This window comes from Maribellus sp. CM-23, assembly GCF_021354595.1.
Lineage (GTDB): Bacteria > Bacteroidota > Bacteroidia > Bacteroidales > Prolixibacteraceae > Draconibacterium.
Genome location: NZ_JADWYJ010000004.1, coordinates 1 through 21862, shown reverse-complemented (window position 1 = coordinate 21862; position 21862 = coordinate 1). Strand labels below are relative to the sequence as shown.

General features: G+C 44.2%; 18 protein-coding genes and 1 rRNA gene. 6 read left to right on the top strand and 13 right to left on the bottom strand.

The window, feature by feature from the left end; all coding sequences use genetic code 11:
• The first annotated feature begins 33 nt into the window (after nt 1-33).
• Entirely contained in the window at nt 34-837 is an 804-nt protein-coding gene (ppk2, locus tag INQ51_RS14040) for a polyphosphate kinase 2 (protein ID WP_233378603.1), read from the top strand.
• A 17-nt stretch (nt 838-854) separates the two neighbouring features.
• Here the strand turns inward: ppk2 and INQ51_RS14035 are convergent, their stop codons facing one another.
• Together INQ51_RS14035 and INQ51_RS14030 are read right to left on the bottom strand one after the other, a co-directional pair.
• Nucleotides 855-1778: a DUF1338 domain-containing protein gene (locus tag INQ51_RS14035; RefSeq protein WP_233378602.1), complete on the bottom strand. Its 924-nt coding sequence runs from the start codon at nt 1776-1778 to the stop codon at nt 855-857.
• 273 nt (nt 1779-2051) lie between these two features.
• Nucleotides 2052-2960 (bottom strand): PfkB family carbohydrate kinase, encoded by a 909-nt coding sequence (locus INQ51_RS14030; protein WP_233378601.1) that lies wholly within the window; start codon nt 2958-2960, stop codon nt 2052-2054.
• A 180-nt stretch (nt 2961-3140) separates the two neighbouring features.
• Here INQ51_RS14030 and INQ51_RS14025 point away from each other — a divergent pair, with 180 nt between their 5' ends.
• Nucleotides 3141-3761, top strand: a complete 621-nt coding sequence (locus INQ51_RS14025; RefSeq protein WP_233378600.1) for an ACP phosphodiesterase — start codon at nt 3141-3143, stop codon at nt 3759-3761.
• On the opposite strand, the gene INQ51_RS14020 is transcribed toward INQ51_RS14025, so the two are convergent.
• The 7 genes from INQ51_RS14020 to purH form a co-directional block, all read right to left on the bottom strand.
• Nucleotides 3758-5053, bottom strand: coding sequence for a KamA family radical SAM protein (locus INQ51_RS14020; RefSeq protein WP_233378599.1), 1296 nt, complete (start codon nt 5051-5053; stop codon nt 3758-3760). The two genes, INQ51_RS14025 and INQ51_RS14020, sit on opposite strands and share 4 nt — an antisense overlap.
• A gap of 242 nt (nt 5054-5295) precedes the next feature.
• A complete protein-coding gene (rodA, locus tag INQ51_RS14015) occupies nt 5296-6735 on the bottom strand; it encodes a rod shape-determining protein RodA (RefSeq protein WP_233378598.1) in 1440 nt (479 codons plus the stop codon).
• On the bottom strand, nt 6719-8542 hold the full coding sequence (gene mrdA, locus INQ51_RS14010) for a penicillin-binding protein 2 (RefSeq protein WP_233378597.1): 1824 nt from the start codon (nt 8540-8542) through the stop codon (nt 6719-6721). Before mrdA ends, rodA begins: the two co-directional genes overlap by 17 nt.
• A 10-nt stretch (nt 8543-8552) precedes the next feature.
• Nucleotides 8553-9056 (bottom strand): rod shape-determining protein MreD, encoded by a 504-nt coding sequence (gene mreD, locus INQ51_RS14005; RefSeq protein ID WP_233378596.1) that lies wholly within the window; start codon nt 9054-9056, stop codon nt 8553-8555.
• A complete protein-coding gene (gene mreC, locus INQ51_RS14000) occupies nt 9037-9873 on the bottom strand; it encodes a rod shape-determining protein MreC (protein WP_233378595.1) in 837 nt (278 codons plus the stop codon). The genes mreD and mreC overlap by 20 nt, the downstream gene beginning before the upstream one ends.
• A 19-nt stretch (nt 9874-9892) precedes the next feature.
• On the bottom strand, nt 9893-10915 hold the full coding sequence (locus tag INQ51_RS13995; RefSeq protein ID WP_119439792.1) for a rod shape-determining protein: 1023 nt from the start codon (nt 10913-10915) through the stop codon (nt 9893-9895).
• Nucleotides 10916-10966: 51 nt separating this feature from the next.
• Nucleotides 10967-12559, bottom strand: a complete 1593-nt coding sequence (gene purH, locus INQ51_RS13990; RefSeq protein ID WP_233378594.1) for a bifunctional phosphoribosylaminoimidazolecarboxamide formyltransferase/IMP cyclohydrolase — start codon at nt 12557-12559, stop codon at nt 10967-10969.
• 217 nt (nt 12560-12776) lie between these two features.
• Here purH and INQ51_RS13985 point away from each other — a divergent pair, with 217 nt between their 5' ends.
• Nucleotides 12777-14030, top strand: a complete 1254-nt coding sequence (locus INQ51_RS13985) for an ABC transporter permease (RefSeq protein WP_233378593.1) — start codon at nt 12777-12779, stop codon at nt 14028-14030.
• On the opposite strand, the gene mgtE is transcribed toward INQ51_RS13985, so the two are convergent.
• Both mgtE and rsmA read right to left on the bottom strand, forming a co-directional pair.
• Nucleotides 14027-15385: a magnesium transporter gene (gene mgtE, locus INQ51_RS13980; RefSeq protein ID WP_233378592.1), complete on the bottom strand. Its 1359-nt coding sequence runs from the start codon at nt 15383-15385 to the stop codon at nt 14027-14029. The two genes, INQ51_RS13985 and mgtE, sit on opposite strands and share 4 nt — an antisense overlap.
• Entirely contained in the window at nt 15382-16155 is a 774-nt protein-coding gene (gene rsmA / locus INQ51_RS13975; protein ID WP_233378591.1) for a 16S rRNA (adenine(1518)-N(6)/adenine(1519)-N(6))-dimethyltransferase RsmA, read from the bottom strand. The genes mgtE and rsmA overlap by 4 nt, the downstream gene beginning before the upstream one ends.
• A gap of 184 nt (nt 16156-16339) precedes the next feature.
• Here rsmA and INQ51_RS13970 point away from each other — a divergent pair, with 184 nt between their 5' ends.
• The 3 genes from INQ51_RS13970 (at nt 16340) to INQ51_RS13960 (ending at nt 19564) form a co-directional block, all read left to right on the top strand.
• Nucleotides 16340-17353 (top strand): lysylphosphatidylglycerol synthase transmembrane domain-containing protein, encoded by a 1014-nt coding sequence (locus INQ51_RS13970; RefSeq protein WP_233378590.1) that lies wholly within the window; start codon nt 16340-16342, stop codon nt 17351-17353.
• Between the two features lie 39 nt (nt 17354-17392).
• The gene (locus INQ51_RS13965; protein WP_233378589.1) at nt 17393-18646 is read left to right on the top strand and encodes an ABC transporter permease; all 1254 of its coding nucleotides are present in this window, start codon (nt 17393-17395) and stop codon (nt 18644-18646) included.
• 288 nt (nt 18647-18934) lie between these two features.
• Entirely contained in the window at nt 18935-19564 is a 630-nt protein-coding gene (locus INQ51_RS13960; protein WP_233378588.1) for an NUDIX hydrolase, read from the top strand.
• Here INQ51_RS13960 and INQ51_RS13955 read toward each other — a convergent pair.
• On the bottom strand, nt 19561-21576 hold the full coding sequence (locus INQ51_RS13955) for a putative porin (RefSeq protein WP_233378587.1): 2016 nt from the start codon (nt 21574-21576) through the stop codon (nt 19561-19563). The genes INQ51_RS13960 and INQ51_RS13955 overlap by 4 nt on opposite strands.
• Nucleotides 21577-21759: 183 nt before the next feature.
• Nucleotides 21760-21862 (bottom strand): 5S ribosomal RNA (gene rrf / locus INQ51_RS13950); the annotation flags it as partial.

Sequence of the window (21862 nt, the reverse complement as noted above, 5' to 3'; positions counted from 1 at the left end):
TTCTTACCTTTAAATGTTTGCAAACGCTACAAAATGGAATCAAACGAGCAACCTAAAAGGAAGAAAATCAACACCCGGTTCTACGAAAAAGAACTAAACAAGCTGCAAATTGAACTGGTAAAACTACAGGAATGGATCAAAGCCAAAGGCCTTAAAGTAGTCGTTATTTTTGAGGGCCGCGATGCTGCCGGAAAAGGCGGAACCATTGCGCGTATTACACAGTACCTGAACCCCAGAATTTGCAGGGTAGTAGCACTGGGAACTCCCACCGAACGCGAAAAAACACAATGGTACTTCCAACGATACGTTCCCCATTTGCCGGCAGCCGGCGAGATGGTTCTTTTTGACCGAAGCTGGTACAACCGCGCCGGGGTGGAGAAAGTAATGGGTTTTTGCACCACTGACGAATACTGGGAGTTTCTGCGCTCGTGCCCCAATTTCGAACGAATGCTGATCCGCTCCGGAATCATCCTCGTAAAATACTGGTTCTCGGTTAGTGAAGACGAACAGGAAAAACGTTTCCGGTCGCGCATCGAAGACCCTACCAAGCGATGGAAAATCAGCCCGATGGACATAAAATCGATGCAGCTTTTTGTGGAATACTCAAAAGCAAAAGACGATATGTTTGCTTACACCGATACCAAGATCAGTCCCTGGTATGTGGTGGATGCCGATGATAAAAAACGCGCCCGGCTGAACTGCATTCATCATTTACTGTCAATGGTTCCGTACAAAGAACTTGAATACAAAACAATAGAACTACCGCCACGAAAAGACAGCAAAGGCTATGTCCGCCCCCCCATTTCAGAAATGACCTTTGTACCTTCGGTTTATTAAGAAATCGCAGAATAAAATCAGTTATCCCGGGTTCTTGTCATATCGAACAAATGAGAAGCCTGTTCTCCCAGGAATCCGGAAAAGAGTTTGCGCACTCCATCCTCCTCCACATAATTTCGCTCGGCCAGTTCATAATAAGCGTAGGTCCAGGTAATTTTCTCGGGGCCATCCTCTCCCATCACTTCCACATCTTCTTTTACTGCCTGTGTTGCCGATTGCCTCAACTTACTCCCCTTTTCACCTTCAATGCTGTCTTTCATCGGAATTCCGGCGGCCTCCAAAGCCGTGCAGGTTGCTTCCAGATCGAGCCATTCTTTTACTTCCTGGTGATTGATAAAAGCCGTAAAATGATTCACCGAATTTCCGTGCAAAAGCGTCCAGGCAGCATATTGCGAAACGTCGTTTATCTTTAACACATCTTCTTTTACCGGCGCGTTCCAGGGGCGCCTGAAATATTGCGCCAGATCGAGCACCAAAGCCTCTGCGGCTACCTTAGGTATTTCCCCTTCTTCTTTCAGTACAGCCAACAACTCAAGGCTTCGGTCAGAAATGAGATAAGGCGTATCCACCACTGTCTGGTTAATGACCTGCTGCGCCCACGTTGGTAGTTGCTCCACTTCCAGTTGGCTCACAAAGATCTTGGGAAATGTTTCGTTTGGATGCTCAAAGTGAATGGCAGTCAGCTTCTTCTTTTTGAATTCGTATTTTCCAACCGGTACATACCCCAAATAATTCAGAATGTGCTTAATAGCCCTGATTCCCCCTGGTTGTTCGCCCGTGTGCGTATTAAATGTTCTTAATGCAATATGGTCGTTTACAACTCTCCCTCCTTTTTCCAGCACCAGTTCCACATATTTTTTCGCATAAGAAACCCTTGAAATATATCTGTTCCACAGGTTCTCCAGCAACATGGCCGTAATTTCGTTTGTTTTCATTTTCATCTCTACAACTTTTATTGTTTACTCACTTTTAACCCTTTCTTATGATAGAATTGATCATCGACGCCTGATTTCCTCAACTTTCATCACCTGCTGAATTCCATCAAAGTTCTGCTTCCAGACGAGATATGCACTGAACAGTATGATTTTTATCTACGGCAAATCAGGCTCTGCTGAATTGCTCTTTTTGAATATTAAACACCCGAACAGGCATTTAAGTTACTTTAAAGCAGATGTTTAAAAGTATTGTTTTGTTAAGAAAAACTTTGTAAATAATCAGCCTTGCTGAGAAGTGGTTTTCATGAACTCCAGCACCTCATTTTTATCAAAAAATTCGGTGGCTCCGCGTTTGGTGGTATTCAGCGCTCCGGCTGCGTTTCCAAAATGAATTGATTCCTCCATCGACTTTCCGTTGAGGTAGTAATGTAGAAAACCGGCAGAAAAAGCCATTCCTGAACCGATATTATCTTCCATTTCAACCAAATAACCAGGATCGTAAAACTGCCCTTTCTTAGTATGAAAAGCAGAAATACCACTGTCGCCACGGGTAATGATTACCAGATCGATCTTGTATTTTATTGACAACTGTTCGGCAAAATCATCCAGGCCGGTGTAGTTCATTTTCAACTTGTCTGCCAGAAACTCCATCTCCTTTTCTTTGATTCGGACAATGTGCGCACAGTTAAGCAAACGCTCTACCACTTCCACGTTGAAGAAGTGTTCAAACAATTTCAGGTCGAAAAAACGAAGCGAATCGGGTGCTTCCTTAATCAGTTCGCGAATGGTATTTTTGGAAAGGCCGTATCGCTGCGGCAGAAGCCCGAAAAACAGACAATCGGCCTGCCGGGCCAGAATCAATGCTTCGGCAGTGAATTCAATGTGGTCAAAAGCTACGTCTTCTTTCACTTCGTAACGGCTTTCCCCTTTTTTATCGAAGGTTACGCGGACAACTCCGGTCGGAAATTCAGAATCAACCTGCACATTTTTATCCGATATTTTAAGCTCAACAAGCTTATCCAATGCGGCCTCTCCCAGTTCGTCGTCGCCTACCCTTGAAAGCAGATGCCCCTCTTCCCCAAACGAATTGCAACGGAAAACAAGGTTCAGAGGAGTTCCTCCCAAAACCCGATCGTGAGGTAGCAAATCCCAAACGATCTCTCCAAATGCCACAATCCGTTTTGCCATAGCTTTTGTAATTCGGCCGCTAAAATAACGATTAATAAATCGGCATCAAAGTTCGGACACAACATAATTTTAAAGGATTTTTAACGGGCTCGAAAAACTATTTTTCTTTCTTTATTCACCCAAAGTAAAGGCGATCATCCAAAACTTTTCGGGAGTGTATTCGTTTGAGAGTTATTGCATATGAATTATCTGGCACATCTGTATTTATCGGGCGAATCAGAAAAAATGCTGGTTGGCAACTTTATCGGCGACTACGTAAAAGGCAGGCAATACAAAAGCTATCCGGACGAAATTGCTGCAGGGATTGTTTTGCATCGCCGCATCGATCATTTTACCGATATTCACCCTTTGCACAAAGAAGCAAAAATTTTGTTTCGTGAAGATTTTGGGCATTACGCCGGAATTGTAGTCGATTTTATTTACGACCATTTTCTGGCCGTCAACTGGACCAGCTATTCCGATACATCACTCCGCTGGTTTGCCAAACGCTCGCATTCTGTACTGTTGTCGAACTTCAAACATCTCCCACTACGGGTACAAGGCTTTTTGCCCTTCCTTATTCAAAACCGGAGACTGGAGTCGTACGCCACCATAGATGGAATCATACAGTCGATGCACATCATGGGCAAGTATTCATCGCTACCTTCGAAAGCTCCCGTTGCCGAAAGCATTTTACGTGCAAACTACGAAACACTTGGCCTCAATTTCAAAGCTTTTATGCAGGAATTGATCCACTATGTAACAACAGAATTCGATGTGACTTTGGAACTGCCCCTGGCTTCGGGGCAACAAAATCCTTAAGCCAGCATTTCGAGATAAGCCTCTTCAAAAAAGAATCCCGATTCGCCCAATGCAGGCTCCAGATCATCAAACCAAACTGCCTTGGGATCAAACTTCGCAAAGAACGGCTTTCCAACCCACGACGGGTCGCGCCCTTGGAGGAAGTTCAGCACAAACACTTTCTGTCCTTTAATCTCGGAAACACCCACAATTTGCACCTTGCCCGGGCTACATGACATGCTAGGTCCTTTCACCGTCCGGCAAATTCCGCTCACCTGATTATAGGCACCTCTGAATATTTGCCAGGCCCGATTCAACGAAACGGCAAAATAATCCTGCGCACCTGTATCGCGTGCCACAAACATGTAGTAGGGTACAATTCCCTGCCGCACCTGTTCTTTCCAGTTTTCAGCCCAAATGTCGGCCCGGTCGTTAATGTTGCGCATTACCGGCGATTGCGAACGTATCTGCACACCCGCATTCAACAGACGCTGCACGGCCTCCTGAACGGCCTTTGTTTTCAACTCGCCCGGGTGATTAAGATGTGCCATCAATGCCACATTTATTCCACGCTTTTTCACCTTTTCAAATAAACGCAATAAATCATCTGCATCGGGGTCGGTAGTATAACGGTAAGGCCAGTACGCCAACGATTTTGTACCGATCCGAATGTTTTTCAGATGCGGAATATCGGCTTCCAGCAAAGCGTTGAAGTAACTTTCAAAAAACCGTGTTTTCATTACTGCCGGATCGCCGCCAGTAAACAAAACATCGCTTATATGAGGATTCGCTTTTAGGTATTCTACCATTTGATCGGCCTCTTTCATTGCAAACTTGAACTCGTTTAAGGCAAACTGAGGCCACCGGAAACAAAACGTGCAATAGGCATGACAGGTCTGTCCCTGGGTTGGGAAGAAAAGCATGGTTTCCCTGTATTTATGCTGAATTCCGTTTAAACGCTTTCCATTAAAAACAGGAACATTGTTTTCCTGTCCGGCCGGATTGGGATTCAATTTCAGCCGAATCTTGTTTACCTCTTCTTTGACAAGCTCCTTTGATGCATTCGTTCTTAGCAGAGATGCAATCCGGCTAAAATCTTTTTCATGAAGCATTTCCCGCTGCGGAAAAGTAAGATGGAAAAACGGATCTTTCTCAAAATTCGACCAATCGATCAGTTCATCCACCACATAGTTATCTGTTTTAAACGGGAGCACTGTTCCCACCACCTCAATTTCCAGCTTTTGCTCATCTGTCAAAAACGACATTTGCGGTATTTGTCTGAAGTTATGAAGAGAATAAGGTTTGTATATCATCGCATTAAATTTTAGTTTAATGGGATACCACACCTGCAAGCGTTCAAATCCGGAACACTCAAAAAGTATCCACAAAAAAGTTAGAAAAAAAGTGGTTCTGCATTTCCCTCAGGATCAAAGAAGAACTACTCTATAATATCTGTTTGTCTATATTACCCTAATAAGATTAAAAATCTTTCGATTTTTAAAAAGCCCAGCGAATATAACAAAAAACAGGCAGACGACCAAGAACTCACAATGAATCAGGCATTTCGACTGTCTCGGAAGTTTTCTAAACGACTTGCATCCAGCCGGATAAAAATGAAAAGCAGAATGGTAAATGACCACAGAGAAGAACCTCCATAGCTAAAAAAAGGTAAGGGAATCCCGATAACGGGCATGATGCCGACGGTCATCCCAATGTTCACCATGAAGTGAAAAAACAGGATTACCGCCACGGAGTAACCATAAATCCGCGAAAAAACGGATCGTTGTCGTTCGGCCAGCCAAACCAGCCGGCTTAGAAAAAATACAAACAGGGCAATCACGATAAAGGTCCCGGCAAAGCCCCATTCTTCACCAACCGTGCAGAAAATGAAGTCGGTACTTTGTTCGGGCACAAAGTTGAACTTGGTTTGTGTACCGTTCAAATAACCTTTCCCCCACATTCCACCCGAGCCAATGGCTATTTTACTTTGGTTTACGTGGTAGCCAGCTCCATACGGATTGGATTCGATCCCCAAAAGTTCTTTTATCCTGACCTGATGGTGTGGTTCGAGAATATTATCAAAAGCATAGCCAACCGAATTGGTAAACGCCACAGAACCAATAAAAAAGAGCGATATAACTACATAGCTTTTAAATTTCTTTTGAAGCGAATACACCAAAGTTCCCAGTGCTCCCAAAACAGTTCCGAAAATAACTACATCCGCACTCTCGTACTTCCTCCCCATAATTGCATTTAGCAGAAAGGTCAACAAAACACCACCTGCAAAAAACATAAGAACCCGAAGAAATTGGTTAAACTTGGGATTCAGGATCAGGTACATCAAAATTCCGGCACCCAACAATACCAATATCAGCGTGAAGTTAGACAGGATCAATGCCAGGATAAACAAAGTGGCAATCAAGGTTCCGAGAAACAACACCAGCCCCGAAAGTCCTTCGCGGAACAAGACCAGCACAAACGAAAAATATACCAGCGCCGAGCCGGTATCGTTTTGTAAAAGGATAAGTGCGGCAGGTGTAAAAATTATCAGGGCCATTATTGCCAGCGACTTAAAGTTCTTTAATTTAAAGTCGAAGGTACTCATGTACCGCGCCAATGCCAGGGCCGTTGCAAACTTGGCAAACTCGGAGGGTTGTATTTTAAATCCGCCTATCTCAAGCCAAGACCGGGCACCATTTACTTCATTGGCAATTAACAGCACAAGCAGCAGCAAAAAAACCATTACACCATAGATAACATAAGAGAAAAACACATAAAAGTTGGTTTCTATCGACATGATGATTATTGCCAGCGCAGCGCCTGCACCAATCCATAAAAGCTGTTTACCATACCGTTGCGAAATATCAAATATGCTCTGATGATCAGAATCGTAGACAGCCGCGTAAATATTGAACCAGCCCATAAAAACCAGCACCAGGTACAAGAGTACGGTCACCCAGTCGATATTTGCCCATATTTTACTCCGCTGCACCATCTGTAATTACAATTTTGTTAGGATCCAAAAGATTGGAATTCAACATTCGTTCTTCAATATGAAGCCGGTTACTGGCTATGGTATCATTCAGGTATTTCTCGATCATAAGACTTGCAATGGGCGCTGCATACTGAGACCCCCACTTACTGTTTTCAACATAGGTAAAAACCGCAATTTTAGGTTCCTCCCTAGGTGCAAAAGCCTCAAAGGCTCCGTGTTCCAGTCCCCGTCCAATTTGTATCGTTCCGGTTTTGCCGCAATATTCCAATCCCGGGATGTAATAATAATTTTTAATCGATTGCCGCATTCCTTCAATAATCGGGGCAAAATATTTTTCGTCGATACCCACCTCGTGCTTTTTCTTGTACGAACTCCGAATCGTGTCGCCTTCTATTTCCTTTACAATGTGCGGCTCGTAGTAAAAACCATGGTTGGCAACAATGGCGGCCACATTGGCCATTTGCAGCGGAGTAGCTCCCAGCTCGCCCTGTCCGATTGACAACGAACGTACCGTAAGTGCATTCCAGCGACCCTTTCCGTAGATCCTGTTGTAAAGTTCCTCGCTGGGTAAATCACCTTTCAGCGTATTGGCAAAATCTTCACTTAATATGGTTCCAAGCCCAAAGTTCTGAACGTACTGGCGCCATGTTCTGAATCCTTCGGCAGCAGTCTTTGCGCGGCCAATTATACTTCGAAAAGTGTTCCACATAAAAGGGTTACACGATTCGCGAATCCCCTCCACCACGTTCGCCGGGCTGATGTGATCGTGCGTACAACGAATCGGGGTGGAACCTCTGCCTGCACAGGAAAAACGGGTTTCAGTCGTAATGGCGCGCTCCTGCAGACCGATCAACGCATTTATGGTTTTAAACGTAGAGCCCGGTGGATATTTTGCCTGAAGTGCCCGGTTAAACAAAGGCATTAAAGAATCGGACTCAAGCGCCTTGTAATTGGCACCACGCACCCTTCCCACCAGCAAACCGGGATCGTAAACCGGAGCACTTACCATGGCCAGAACCTCGCCGGTTGACGGCTCAATCGCAACCACTGCCCCCTTCTTATTTTTGAATAGTTTTTCAGCATACAACTGAAGGTCGAGGTCGAGCGTAGTCGTTAAGTTTTTTCCTATTTGCGCCGGAACATCTTCGCTCCCTTCCAGGTAGCTGCCCTGAATCCGGTTGTGAACATCCACCAGGTTCTTCTTCACCCCTTTGGTCCCCCGGAGTTGTTCTTCATATGTTTTTTCAATTCCGTTAACCCCGATGTAGTCACCGGGTTTGTAATATGCATCTTTGTTGATGTCGTTTTGGGTAACCTCGCCCACATACCCTAAAGCGTGAGCCGCAGCCGGCGCAGAATATTCGCGCAAGGTCCTGGTTTGTGAATGGAATCCTTCAAACTTATACAGTTGCTCCTGAAGTATGGCATAATTCTCAGGCGAAATTTGCTTCACCAGAATAGAAGGTTTGTACGACGAATACTTCCGGGCTTTTTGAATCCCGGCCTCCAAATCTTCACGGGTAATATCCAGCAAACGGCAAAACAACGTGGTATCAAACGGTTTTACCTCGCGCGGAGTGACCAATAAATCGTAAGCGGTTTTATTGTACACCAGCAACTCGCCGTTACGGTCGTATATAAGTCCGCGTGCAGGATATTGCACCACTTCGCGCAATACGTTGTTGGTAGCGTATTGTTTATACGTGGAATCCATTACCTGTAAGTTGAATAACCTGATGAGGAATACCAATGCTACAAGTATAAAAACCAGAATGATTATATAACTCCTTCTCGAATAATCGTTCACTTTTTGTTCCCTACTCTCTAAAAATGATAAACTGACTTAAAACTATCACAAAAAACGAAAATACAGAACTTAAAATTGCACGATACAATGTGTTTAGGAAATTAGCGAAGGTAAATACTTCGAGGTAGAACAAAGCAAGGTGATGCAACAGGATCATAATGACCGCATAACCCAGGAACCACTGAAAACCGGTTTGTGCCAATCCGGGATATTCGCTCAAATCTTCTTCGCGGTTGGTAATCACCCGGATAATCACCGGCCGCAAATAGGCTACAAAAACCGATGCCGCCGAATGAACTCCGAGGCTGTTGGAAAAAATATCGACACTGATTCCGAGTGCAAACGCCAGCAGCATAAGTGCATACTTTGGCATATTTACCGGAAGCAGCATAATGAAAAGCACATAAATGTAGGGATTTATGTAACCACTGAACTGAATCTGGTTCAGGAACAATACCTGAACTGCCAGCAGCACAATAAACATTACAAAATATCTAAATCCCAGCCTCTCCATTTAATGTTGCCTGTTTTAATTTTTCCAATTCCTCCGATTTGAGGCCATCGATTACTTCCACCCAGGTCACCGATTTAAAATCAGTTGAAAGCGCCACATTGATCACGTAATAATTCTCGCCGGGAGGTTGAGTGAACGATTTCACCGTTCCCACCATAATTCCCTCAGGAAAAACCGACGAATAACCACTGGTTACAATGGTATCGCCAACGGCTACATCCACATGAAACGGGATTTCGTTAAGATCGGCAAACTTATGATCTTTCCCATCCCAAATCAACGATCCGTAGTAACCATTCTTTTTAAGCTTTGCAGAAACACTCCACCGCGGGTTCAAAACCGACAATCCCATCGAATATGATTCGGAAACCGAAGTTATGATCCCTACAATCCCGGTAGTGGTGATAATGCCCTGGTCGGGTTTCACCCCGTGTTTTCGCCCCCGGTTAAGCGTAATATAATTTTGCTGCCGGTTCACCGAATTGTTGATCACCCTTGCCGAAATGTAATGGAAAGTACTGTCGGAGGGCACGAGTCCCGGTATCGAGTCTGGTAACACATTTTCGTAACGATCCAGCTGATTCCGCAAAAAGGAGTTCTCCTCCATCAGGTGCCGGTTCACTTTCTTCAACCCAAAATACTGCACCACCGCACTATAGGAACTATAAAGCGATGCACTAACAGCATTGGACGTATTCAGAAACCTTGACCGCTGAAAACTGTTGTAGTTTACGATAAACACAACTGATACAACCTCTAAAAAAAGAAATAGAAGAAACGGATAGTTTTTAACCAGTAGTCTGAATAAACTTCGCATTTACGGTATCAAGAAGGCTTTATCGAATCAGGAACGAGAACTTATCTACGTTTTTCAAGGCAATACCGGTTCCACGAACCACCGCACGCAACGGATCTTCTGCAATGTGGAACGGAATTCCTATTTTATCGGTTAAACGTTTGTCGAGACCTTTTAACAGCGCTCCACCACCTGCCAGCCAGATTCCTTTCGTAACAATGTCGGCATACAATTCGGGAGGTGTTTGCTCCAGGGCACTCAACACTGCTGTTTCAATCTTTGAAATCGATTTCTCCAGGCAGTGCGCAATTTCCTGGTACGACACCGGCACCTCGATCGGCAAAGCGGTCATCTGGTTCGGCCCCTGTACCACAAAATCCTGTGGTGGTTCAGGCAACTGAGAAAGTGCCGATCCTACGTGAATTTTGATTTCCTCCGCTGTACGTTCCCCGATTTTAATATTATGTTGATGACGCATGTACTCCATAATATCGGCCGTAAGGTCATCTCCTGCAATGCGTATCGATTTATTGGTAACAATACCTCCGAGCGAAATAACCGCAATCTCAGTGGTACCGCCACCGATATCCACCACCATGTTTCCTTCGGGAGCTTCCACATCCAAGCCAATCCCGATGGCAGCAGCCAAAGGTTCATAAATCATATACACTTCGCGTCCGCCGGCATGCTCCGAAGAGTCACGTACCGCACGGATCTCCACTTCTGTACTCCCGGAAGGAATACAAACCACCATCTTTAGCGCCGGCGAGAACATCCTCGGTTTTGGGTTAATCATTTTAATCATTCCCCGAATCATCTGTTCCGCCGCGTTAAAATCCGCAATTACACCATCGCGTAAAGGCCGGATTGTTTTCAGGTTGGCGTGTGTCTTCCCCTGCATTTGCCGTGCCTTTTCACCAATTGCAACCATCTTTTCCGATTTCAGATCGATGGCAACAATCGAGGGCTCGTCCACTACAATTTTATCATTATGTATGATAATGGTATTTGCAGTGCCAAGGTCAATGGCAATTTCCTGTGTTAAAAATGAAAATAAACCCATTAATTTGCTGTTTATCTATGTGGTTTTGATGTTATAAAGATATAATTAATATTAATGTCTGAAATGTCTTCTTCCTGTAAATGCCATGGCAATGCCAAATTCGTTGCAGGCTGCAATCACTTCATCATCCCGGATGCTTCCTCCCGGCTCAACAATGTATTTCACACCGTATTCGTTGGCTGCTTCAATGCTGTCGCGGAACGGGAAAAATGCATCTGAAATAAGCACTGAACTGGAGATGTCCAGCCCTCCTTTTAACTCGAAGCGCGGCATGGTCAGGTAACGCAAGCTATCCAAACGGTTGGGTTGTCCCATTCCTGCTCCGGTTAACCAGAATCCTCCGTCAGCATTTTCAGTTACCACTGCAATTGCATTACTTTTCAGGTGTTTGCAGGCGATGGTCCCAAATTTCGCCAGGTTCATTTTTGATCCTTCAAATTCTTTTTCGGTAACGGTGTTGAACTCCTGATCCAAACCTTCGTCTTCGTCCTGTACCAACATACCTCCGCTGATTGAGCGGTACAGTTTCTCCCCCGGAACTGCTTCACGAATGGGTGTCACCAATACACGCAGGTTCTTTTTCTTGCCCAAAACTTCCAGCGCCTCGTCGGTATAAGCCGGAGCAATTAAAATCTCCACAAACTTTTTCCCAAACCATTCAGCTACTTCTCCCGTTACGGTATCGGTGAAACAAATGATGCTACCAAAAGCGCTGATCGGATCACCGGCCCATGCCAGTTCCAGCGACTCCATAATGTTATTGGTCACTGCCAAACCACAAGGGTTCAGGTGTTTTACCACCGAAACGGCCACTTTATTTTCAAGATGTGTAACCGCATGGTAAGCATCGCTGGCTGATTTCCAGGCAGCATCGGCGTCTAACATATTGTTGTACGAAAGCGCTTTCCCCTGTAAAACTTCGGCGTCGGCCAAGGTTGCCGAGTTTCCGCCATTGTTGAATTTATAGAACGAAGCCGCCTGGTGTGGGTTCTCGCCGTAACGCAAAACCTGCCCGTTGTTCAAGCTAACGCGCTCGGTAGCTTCTCCAATTCCTTCGTTGAAATATCCAAAGATCGCTGAATCGTAATGTGAAGAAACCCCGAAAGCCCGGCTGGCAAACCACTTACGATCCGTCAGCGAAAACTCTCCGTTTTTCTCTTCCAAAAGATTCAACAGCGGCTGGTATTCCTTTTGCGAAGGAACAATCACCACGTCTTTGAAATTTTTGGCGGCGGCACGGATCAACGAAATCCCGCCTATATCTATTTTTTCAATAATGTCCTGTTCATCGGCTCCCGAAGCAACTGTATCTTCAAAAGGATAAAGGTCTACAATTACAAGGTCGATCTCCGGAATCTCGTATTCGTTCAGCTGGCTCACATCGCCCTGATTATCACGGCGCGACAAAATCCCCCCAAATACTTTCGGATGTAAAGTCTTTACTCTCCCCCCCAAAATAGACGGATAACCTGTTAAACTTTCTACCGAAGTTACCTCTACATTTAACGACTCGATAAAACTTTTTGTCCCCCCGGTACTTAAAATCTTAACACCCAAGTCGTTTAGTTTATAAATAATCTTATCTAAATTTTCTTTGTGAAAGACTGAAACCAACGCAGTCTTAATTTTTTTATTATCAGCCATTTATTGGATTTTTCGGATTCGCTCGCAAAGATAAAAAAAACCGTTTATTTACTATTATAACAGTACTTTAAAAATATTATTATACGGCAATTCTTATTTAGAACGAAAAGTGTAATCATTTATTTATTTCGACACTAATAAAACATGCCAAAGGATTTTAGGTGTAAACGTTTTTATAAAAAAACTAGTGCTATTTTTACAGAAATAAATTAAATCGATGCTGCTGATTCGCCTCACATTTGAGAGTTTATCGTTTGCCTTCAATTCGTTACGGGCCAACAAGCTTCGCACTCTTTTGTCATTACTGGGCATCACCATCGGTATTTTTGCGATTATTTCGGTTTTCACAGTGATCGACTCGCTGGAACGGGGCATCCGCGAATCGCTTTCAGGCCTGGGGAGTAACATGATTTATGTTGCCAAGTGGCCATGGACACCTCCCGAAGGAGAAACCGAGTATCCCTGGTGGCGATACATGAACCGCCCTTCTCCCGAACTGGAAGAAGCCGAAGAAATTGTACGTCGCGCCAATACGGTTGAAAATGCAGCATTTTTGTTTGGTTTTTCGCGTACCGTTCAGGCCGGAAGCGACAACATGGACAACGTTACCGTTATGGCCACTACGCATGCTATGTACGATGTGTGGAACCTGGATGTGGAAAAAGGCCGCTATTTCACTGAATCGGAAATGCGAAACGGTACACCGGTTGCCGTTATTGGCGCCGACATTGAAAAAGAGTTGTTTTCGGGAATGAATGCGCTGGACCGGGTAATGAAAATCCAGGGGCACAAATTCCGGGTTATTGGCGTTTACCGCAGAAAGGGACAGGATGCCTTTGGAAACACCATGGACAAAAACATTCACATATCGGTGATGAAATCCATGAACATGGTGGACATTCGCAACCGCGACATCGGGCAAACCATTTGCATCAAAGCCCGCCCCAATGTAGACAGCGAACGTTTTAAAGCTGAAATTGAAGGCATTATGCGCACACTTCGCCGTTTAAAACCAGTGGAAGACAACGACTTTGCACTGAATGAAGTAAGCCTGATCTCGTCACGCTTCGATCAGTTTTTTAAAGTATTTAATATGGCAGGCGCCATCATTGGAGGCTTCTCCATCCTGGTGGGAGGTTTTGGAATTGCCAATATTATGTTTGTTTCGGTAAAAGAGCGTACCAAAATTATCGGTATTCAGAAATCGCTGGGAGCCAAACGCTATTTCATTTTGCTTGAATTTATATTTGAAGCCATTGTTTTATCCGTAATCGGAGGGCTTGTGGGATTGCTGCTGATCTACATCGGCACCCTGATCATTACCTATTCCACCGAATTTGAAATAACACTCACGGTAGTGAACATCATCAAAGGACTTGTAATCTCAAGTGTTATCGGATTTCTCGCCGGATTTATGCCGGCTCGTTCGGCTGCCCGGCTCGACCCGGTAATCGCCATAAATTCGCTTTAACCAAGATTAAAAAACAGGCTTGCCACCCCCAAGTAAATAAACATTCCCAAAATGTCGTTCATGGTGGTGATAAACGGTCCTGTTGCCAAAGCCGGATCTATCTTGAACTTGTGCAAAACCAAAGGAATAATCGTTCCAAACAACGAAGCAAACAAAATCACAATAAAAAGGGAAATGGAAACAGCGTACGTTAAGCGCAAGTCTCCTGCGGTAAAGAAATTATAAATAAAAATAAGCAATGAAAAAGCCGTAGCGGTAAGAAAAGCTACCGAAATATCTTTCAGCAATTTACGCGTGGGCGTTTCCATGTCTTTCACCCCGCTGGCGATAGTTTTTACAATAATCGACGATGACTGAACTCCCACATTCCCCGCCATCGCAGCAATTAAGGGAATAAAAAAGGCAAGCTGGGTCACTTTCGAAAGCGAATCTCCGTGTGTTTTCAAAATGGTAGCACTCACAATTCCCCCCAACAAACCCACCATCAGCCAGGGGAAACGTGCGCGGATCAGCGGCCAAACCTTGTCGCTCGACTCCACGTCGCCGGTAATACCCGACACCATCTGATAGTCGCGTTCGGCTTCTTCACGAACAATGTCGATCACGTCGTCCCAGGTAATTCTTCCTTTCAAACGGCCAATATCGTCTACCACGGGAATCGCAACCAAGTCGTACTTGTCCATGATTTCAGCCACCTCTTCCTGGCGTGTATCCGTAATCACTTTTTTGATTTCGGGATTGTATAAATTGGCAATTTTAGTGTTGGTGTTGCTCAGAATGAGTTTTTTCAACGACAATACACCTTTTAGTTTATCATCGTCGTCGGTCACATAAATGTAAAATATCTCGTCAACCTCTTCGGCTTGTTTGCTGATCTCTTTCAGGCAAGTGGCAACGTTCCAGTTCTCGTTCACCTTCACAAGCTCTTTTGCCATAATACCACCGGCCGAATCTTCGTCGTATTCCAGCAGATCGACAATATCGCCGGCTTGCTCAATGTCCCCGATTTCGTTAAGAACCTCGCGCTGTTGATCTTCGTCCAGGTCGGCTACCACGTCAGCGGCATCATCCGAATCCATGAACTCAATAAACTTGCTAACAATAATCTCAGAAGGCAGTTCGCGAAGAAGTCGTCTTCGGTCAGCTTCGTCCATCTCCACCAACACGTCAGAAGCGGTTTCACCGTCCAGCAAACGGTAAATAAACTTCGCCTCTTCCATCGTCAGGTCTTCCATCATCTCGGCAATGTCAGCCGGGTGAAGATCTTCCAGTAATTCAGCTACGCCTTGTTGGTTGTCCTCTTCAATAAGAGTCTTTAGCCGATCTACAAATTCTCTTGTATTTTCGAAGCTCATGCCTTATTGTTTTTAAGGTTCTCAATCATTCCGGTCAGCCGGATAAAATCACTCACACTAAGCTGTTCGGGGCGTTTTTCGGCAAATTCGGCGGGCAGTGCTTCGCAAAAATCCCTTAACGAATTCCGCAACATTTTTCGCCGCTGGTTAAAAGCTGCCTTCACTACCTGGACGAATAAATTCTCGTCACAGGGAAGTGTTTCTACCTGGTTTCGCCGTAAACGAATAACTGCTGATTTTACTTTTGGCGGCGGGTTAAATACGTTTTCAGAAACCGTAAACAGGTACTCGATATCAAAAAATGCTTGTAGCAAAACACTTAAAATGCCATAAACTTTGGAGCCGTTCGAAGCTGCAATTCGTTCTGCCACCTCTTTTTGCACCATCCCAACCGTTTCCGGGATCCGGTTCCGCCAGGCCAGAACACGAAAAAATATCTGCGAGGAAATATTATAAGGAAAGTTTCCGATCACGTTAAATTTCCCATCGAACCTGCCGGCTACATCCGCTTTCAGAAAATCTTCGGACCAAATATGTTGGAGTGTAGGAAAATGCTGCTGAAGATAGGCGACCGATTCCCGGTCGATCTCGATAACATGAACATTTAGTTCGGGACGCTGCAAGAGATATTGAGTCAGTACTCCCATTCCGGGGCCGATTTCCAAGATATCCGGAACATCGCTCCCCAGGCTGTCAACAATTTTACGGGCAATATTCTGATCCGTCAAAAAGTGCTGACCCAGACCTTTTTTGGGTTTGACAAAACTCATTACTTTCCGTGTCGTCCATTTCTATTCGATACTTCTTGTTCTTTTTTTCGTCGATTAATAAAACAAATTTTTATTTTTGTTCGCTACGAACAGCTATTACCAGACGGTAAATTTGCAGCCCAAAAGTAGTAAAAATTTAAGGAGTATGGGTTGTTAGCAATAGAAAGCTTAAAAAATCTGTATTTTGAAAAAAACGATTGTAAAGATTCTCCAGTTTCTGGCCTTCTTCGCAGCGGGAGCTTTTATTTTCTGGCTCATCTACAAAGATCAGGATATTGAACACATTAAATCGGTCTTAAAAAACGATGTTAAATACGGCTGGGTTTGGCTGTCGCTTTTTATGGGACTGCTTAGCCACATCAGCCGCACCCTGCGCTGGGGGCTTATGATAGAGCCGGTTGGGCATAAACCCAGGTTTATCAATACCTTTCTGGCAGTTATGGTCGGCTACCTGATGAACATGGCTTTTCCGCGCATGGGAGAAGTGTCGCGTTGCGGGGTTCTGGCTCGCTATGAAAAGATTTCTTTTACAAAACTAATAGGAACAGTGGTGGCCGAGCGATTGGTCGACATGATTTCACTGTTGATTTTACTGGGTGTCGTCATTTTCTCGCAATTTGGGAAAATGCTTCATTTTATTGAGGCAAACCCGGAGATTAAAGATAAGTTGATGGCGGTGATCACTTCACCTGTTTTGCTTATTGCGTTGGTAGTTGCCGTTATTTTGTTTATTGTGTTCCGAAAAGCATTTAAGCATACAGCTATCTTCCGGAAAATGATGGAAGTGATCCAAAACTTTAAGGAAGGCTTTATTTCCATACGTAACATCAAGCAAAAGGGCTGGTTCTTTTTTCATTCGGCCTTTATCTGGTTTATGTATTACCTGATGCTTTATGTGATCTTTTTTGCATTTGATTTTACGTCGAACCTAACTCCGATTGCCGGGCTGACCACCTTTGTACTGGCCAGTTTCGGAATGGTTGCACCCGTGCAGGGAGGTATCGGAGCCTGGCATTTTATGGCCAAAGAAGCGCTGTCGTTGTATGGAGTTGCCAACGAAAACGGTATTATTTTCGCCTTTGTTGCGCATACATCCATGACGGTTATGATCATTTTTATCGGCATTATCTCGCTGCTGGTTTTGCCCTTTATAAACCGTAGGAAGGATGTGATGGAAATTCAGAAAGTACAGATATAAACAAGGATTTTGTGCTGATAAAAATGTAAATTCAGCCCCATGAATACCGAGCTTTTTATAGCAAAACGCCTTTTTTCGGATAAGGCTACACGTAAGTTGCTTTCGCAGCGTATTATTCGCATTGCCTTAATAGGGATTGCCCTTGGTCTGGCTGTAATGATTGTTTCTGTAGCCGTGGTGACCGGCTTCAAAAAAGAGATCCGCGACCGGGTAATCGGCTTTGGCTCCAACATACAAATCATTAATTACGACTCGAATAATTCGTACGAAACGCGTCCGGTATCAGCCGATCAGCCATTTCTTGAAACCGTTCGTTCCCTTGCAGGAGTAAAATATGTTCAGCCTTTTGCCACAAAACCCGGGATGATCAAAACCGACGAGTATCACCAGGGAATTATTTTCAAAGGGGTAACCAAAGATTACAACTGGGATTTTTTTGCCAAAAACCTGGTGGCCGGGCATGTTCCCAATCTTAACGACAGCAGCCGGGTAAACGAGATCATCCTTTCGGAACACCTTTCCAAACTCCTGAATATAAAAATGAACGATCGGGTGGTTGTTTATTTTATCAACGAAAAAGATGCTATCCCGCGCTTGCTGCAATTCACCGTTTGCGGTGTTTACCGCAGTGGTTTTGAGGAATTCGACAAAGTATTCATTCTCGGTGATCTGAAACAGGTGCAACGGCTTAACGACTGGCGAAGCGACCAGATCAGTGGTTTTGAGGTGGGCATCAATAATTTCAACCAGATTGATAATATTGAGCAGGAAATCCGTAACAGCGTCATCCAGTTTCGGGATGCCGACGCGGATATAATGCGCACCGAGAGTATCACACGACTGTATCCGCAAATCTTCGACTGGCTCTCGGTTCTTGATATGAATGTCTGGATCATCCTTTTATTAATGGTAATTGTTGCCTCGTTTAATATGGTTTCCGGCTTGCTGGTGCTGATCCTCGAACGGGCCTCAATGATTGGGGTATTAAAAGCCATGGGAAGTGCCAACTGGAGTATCCGGAAGGTGTTTATTTATCTGTCAGTATTTCTGACAAGCCGGGGCATGTTGTGGGGAAATGTCATCGGAATTTCGATTGTGCTGCTTCAGGGCATTTTTCACATCATCAAACTCGATCCTGCCGCTTATTATGTTGATTATGTTCCCATGAATTTCTCGGTACTGCATTTGGTGTTGCTGAACCTGGGAACCATCACCATCACCTCGCTAATTCTGATTATTCCGAGCTGGCTGATCAGCCGTATTTCGCCCGACAAAACCATTCGTTTTGATTAATGCGGGCAAGTCAGGTTTCTGTGCAAGATGAATGATGAATATTGACTAACGATTGTAGATTGTACAAAAACAGTTGGGAAAAAATGTGTCTCTTCATTCATTGTCCGGCATTCTAACTTATAAAAACTATCAGGTTACCCTAAAACCAGACGAGAGGCAGGCAAATTTGCAGTGGTTTAACCACTAAATTGAAAGCAAAATTTACCGAAGGATATTTGATCAGTAGCCAAAAGTAAGAAGCGTACTTTATAATTGCCCAAATGAAGCTGATTTGATTATTTTTGCTCTATGAACTTCCTAAAAGACAATATAAAAGATGCACTGCACAAGAAACTTCCGGGCCTGGGATCGCATTACAAATTGCTGCCTCCCAACCGCACGCTGAAGGCAGCTCCGGAAGACAAAAGCAGAATAAAGGACAGCAGTGTTTTGCTCCTGCTTTTTGAGGAAGAAAACCGTTTAAATGTGCTGCTGATAAAACGCCCGCAACACATGAAACACCATGCCGGCCAGATGGCTCTTCCGGGCGGAAGAATTGAACCGGGCGAAACTGCTGTTGATACAGCTTTGCGTGAAACATGGGAAGAAATCGGGATAAAAAAGGGAGCCATTGAGATACTGGGAGAACTATCGGAGTTTTATGTGGAAGTAAGTCGTTTTCAGATAAAGCCCATTGTAGGTTGGTTGCACGAAACGCCCACCTGTCGGCTCTGCAACGAAGAAGTGGAAAAGATCATTCACTTCCCCATCGAACTTTTCCGGCCTCCTTATCAGCAACTTCAACTGGAAACGTTAACCGGGAAGCTGGATGTTCCCTGCATCATTTATAAAGATGAGATTATCTGGGGAGCCACAGCCATGATTCTTTCGGAATTCTACGATGTACTTCAGAACATTGCAGAAGAAAAACACATTTAATCGTAGAACGCCCACGAAACCCCGAGTCTGAATGTTGACTGATTCATTGGATAATGCGGCACAGTCATGTATTCTCCATTCAGGAATCTTGTTCCGATGTTCACAAATTTAAAGAACACACGGGTTCGTTTTAGGCGAAGGCTTGCATACACATCGATGTAAGGGTAATTGCCGTATTCTTTTTCATTTTGCAGATAAAACATTCCGGTTGACGGAGCATAAGCATCTGCGTAATATTTGGTGTTATAACGAACATCAGATCCAATTTGCGTTAACAGCACCTTTGAAATGGTAAACTGGTAATACGCCGACACAAAAGCCGACCATTCGGGCAAATGAATGTATTTTTCTTCCGAAGCCTTTTGCCACAACACCCGTGTACGAAAATGCAGATTCCGGTAATTGAAGTCTTTATCGATGTAAGCCGACAGAACCAGGATTTCGTTACTAGTCTGGTTCGGAATCCCCAGCGTATCGTTGTATATGTAGTTGTTAATTACAGCGTATTTTGCTCCGAGTTCCAGCTTTCTCCCGGGCATTTTAAAGGTTCCACCGGCGGTTAAGCGTTGCTCCGTTTTCAGATTCTGGTCCCAACGGTAATGGTTCGAATAAAACTTTTCCTGAAAGTAATCGGGCTCCAAATTCTCGATGGCCCCGGAAAAACTTATCGAAGCCAGTGAATCTCCCATAAAATTCATCGGCTTATAAATAATCCCCCTCAATTCGGTCTGTCCGGCGTTTCTTCCGGTTAAGTAGATCCTCCCTTCCGCATTCCACTTCCAGAATTTACCGGTTTCCCTAAAGATTCCACCACCCACAAAAGTGTTTGAATATTTAATGTCGTTTCGATAAACCATGCTATCCGGAACCGGCGTTCCCAAAAGGTGAGACGGATACTCCCATTGTGAATTACGCTCTACAAAATCATATACCCCCGGCATTGAACCTCTGTTGATTTCAACTCCCAAAAAGGCGCGCTTGCCAAAGCTGTATTTTTTGTTGGCATTTTCGTACTGTTTCAGTTGAAATATATTCGTCAACCGGTTGTAGCGAATCGAATCTTTTGTATAAGTGTCGGGATAATAAGAAACCGGGAAGAATGTATTGCTAAGCTTCTCGTCCTCGACAAACTCCTGCCGGTTAAAGTTCAACTCAAAATTGTACATCGCCCCCAATATCGGACGAAATACTTCTTCCCCATCTTCTTCGGTTTCGATAAACTTTCCTAAACGATATTCGCCGTTGGCAAAGAAATAGCTACTGGCAAAATGCGATTGGGTAGAGTTTAGGTTAACGTTCCAGTACTCTGCATCTTGTTCATCTAGGAGCAACGAGTCGGAGGTCAACCCACCGTTTTCGTTATTATCCATCGAGTTGGTAATAAAACCCGCATGCACAAATAAATTATCTTTGGTATAACTCGAATACAATGCTACTGAGTTGTTTTTAGCTTCCTGCGAAATGTACTGTCCGTCTGATTTTGCGAGATCGACCCTAAATGTGAAATTCCACCACGGCTTTACGTTTTGGGAATGAATCACATTAAACCTTGTCTCGTTATTCTTCGACTTATTCTCGCTCTGCGTATAATCAAGCCGCGTATAAGGTGTGTGGGTATTGATGTATTGCAGCTTTGACGGCGACAAAATATAAGCATCCCTGGTTTGTGCAAAAAAGAAGTTCGTTTTGTAGTTACGATTAAAGAAATTGTTATCCAATGCGGGTGTACCATAGTTCCCCACATAAGAAGCCGTAATTACATTGTTTTTATAAACCGGGTGAAATATGTGTACATAATCTTGCAGCGTATCCAATTTGGTAGAGTCGATAAACGCTCCGTATCCCTTTAAATACCAGAGTCCGATTTCGGGTTTGATCGAATCAGTCTTGGTCTTACTTTCCTGCGGCGCTCCACTGCCAGAGCGAAAATCCAAATCAGACTGAGCAAACGTACTTACGGACGTTAACAGGAAAACACATATAATAAAAAAAGCTATAAGTATCTTTTGCATATAACTTAACGTTAACAGCACAAAACTAAGAAAAGCATTGAAGCGAGTGCCATTGAACAGGCACTTTTTGCATTTATTAACCGAACCAGACATGATAATTACAAGCTGTACGTAAGGAGTTATTCCTAAACAAAGTTTATTGCATAAAAAAACCCGGCTCCTTTAGGAACCAGGTTTTAATAAAGTTGGCAGCGACCTACTCTCCCACTGTTACGCAGTACCATCGGCGCTGGCGGGCTTAACTTCTCTGTTCGGAATGGGAAGAGGTGGTGCCCCGCCGCTGTAG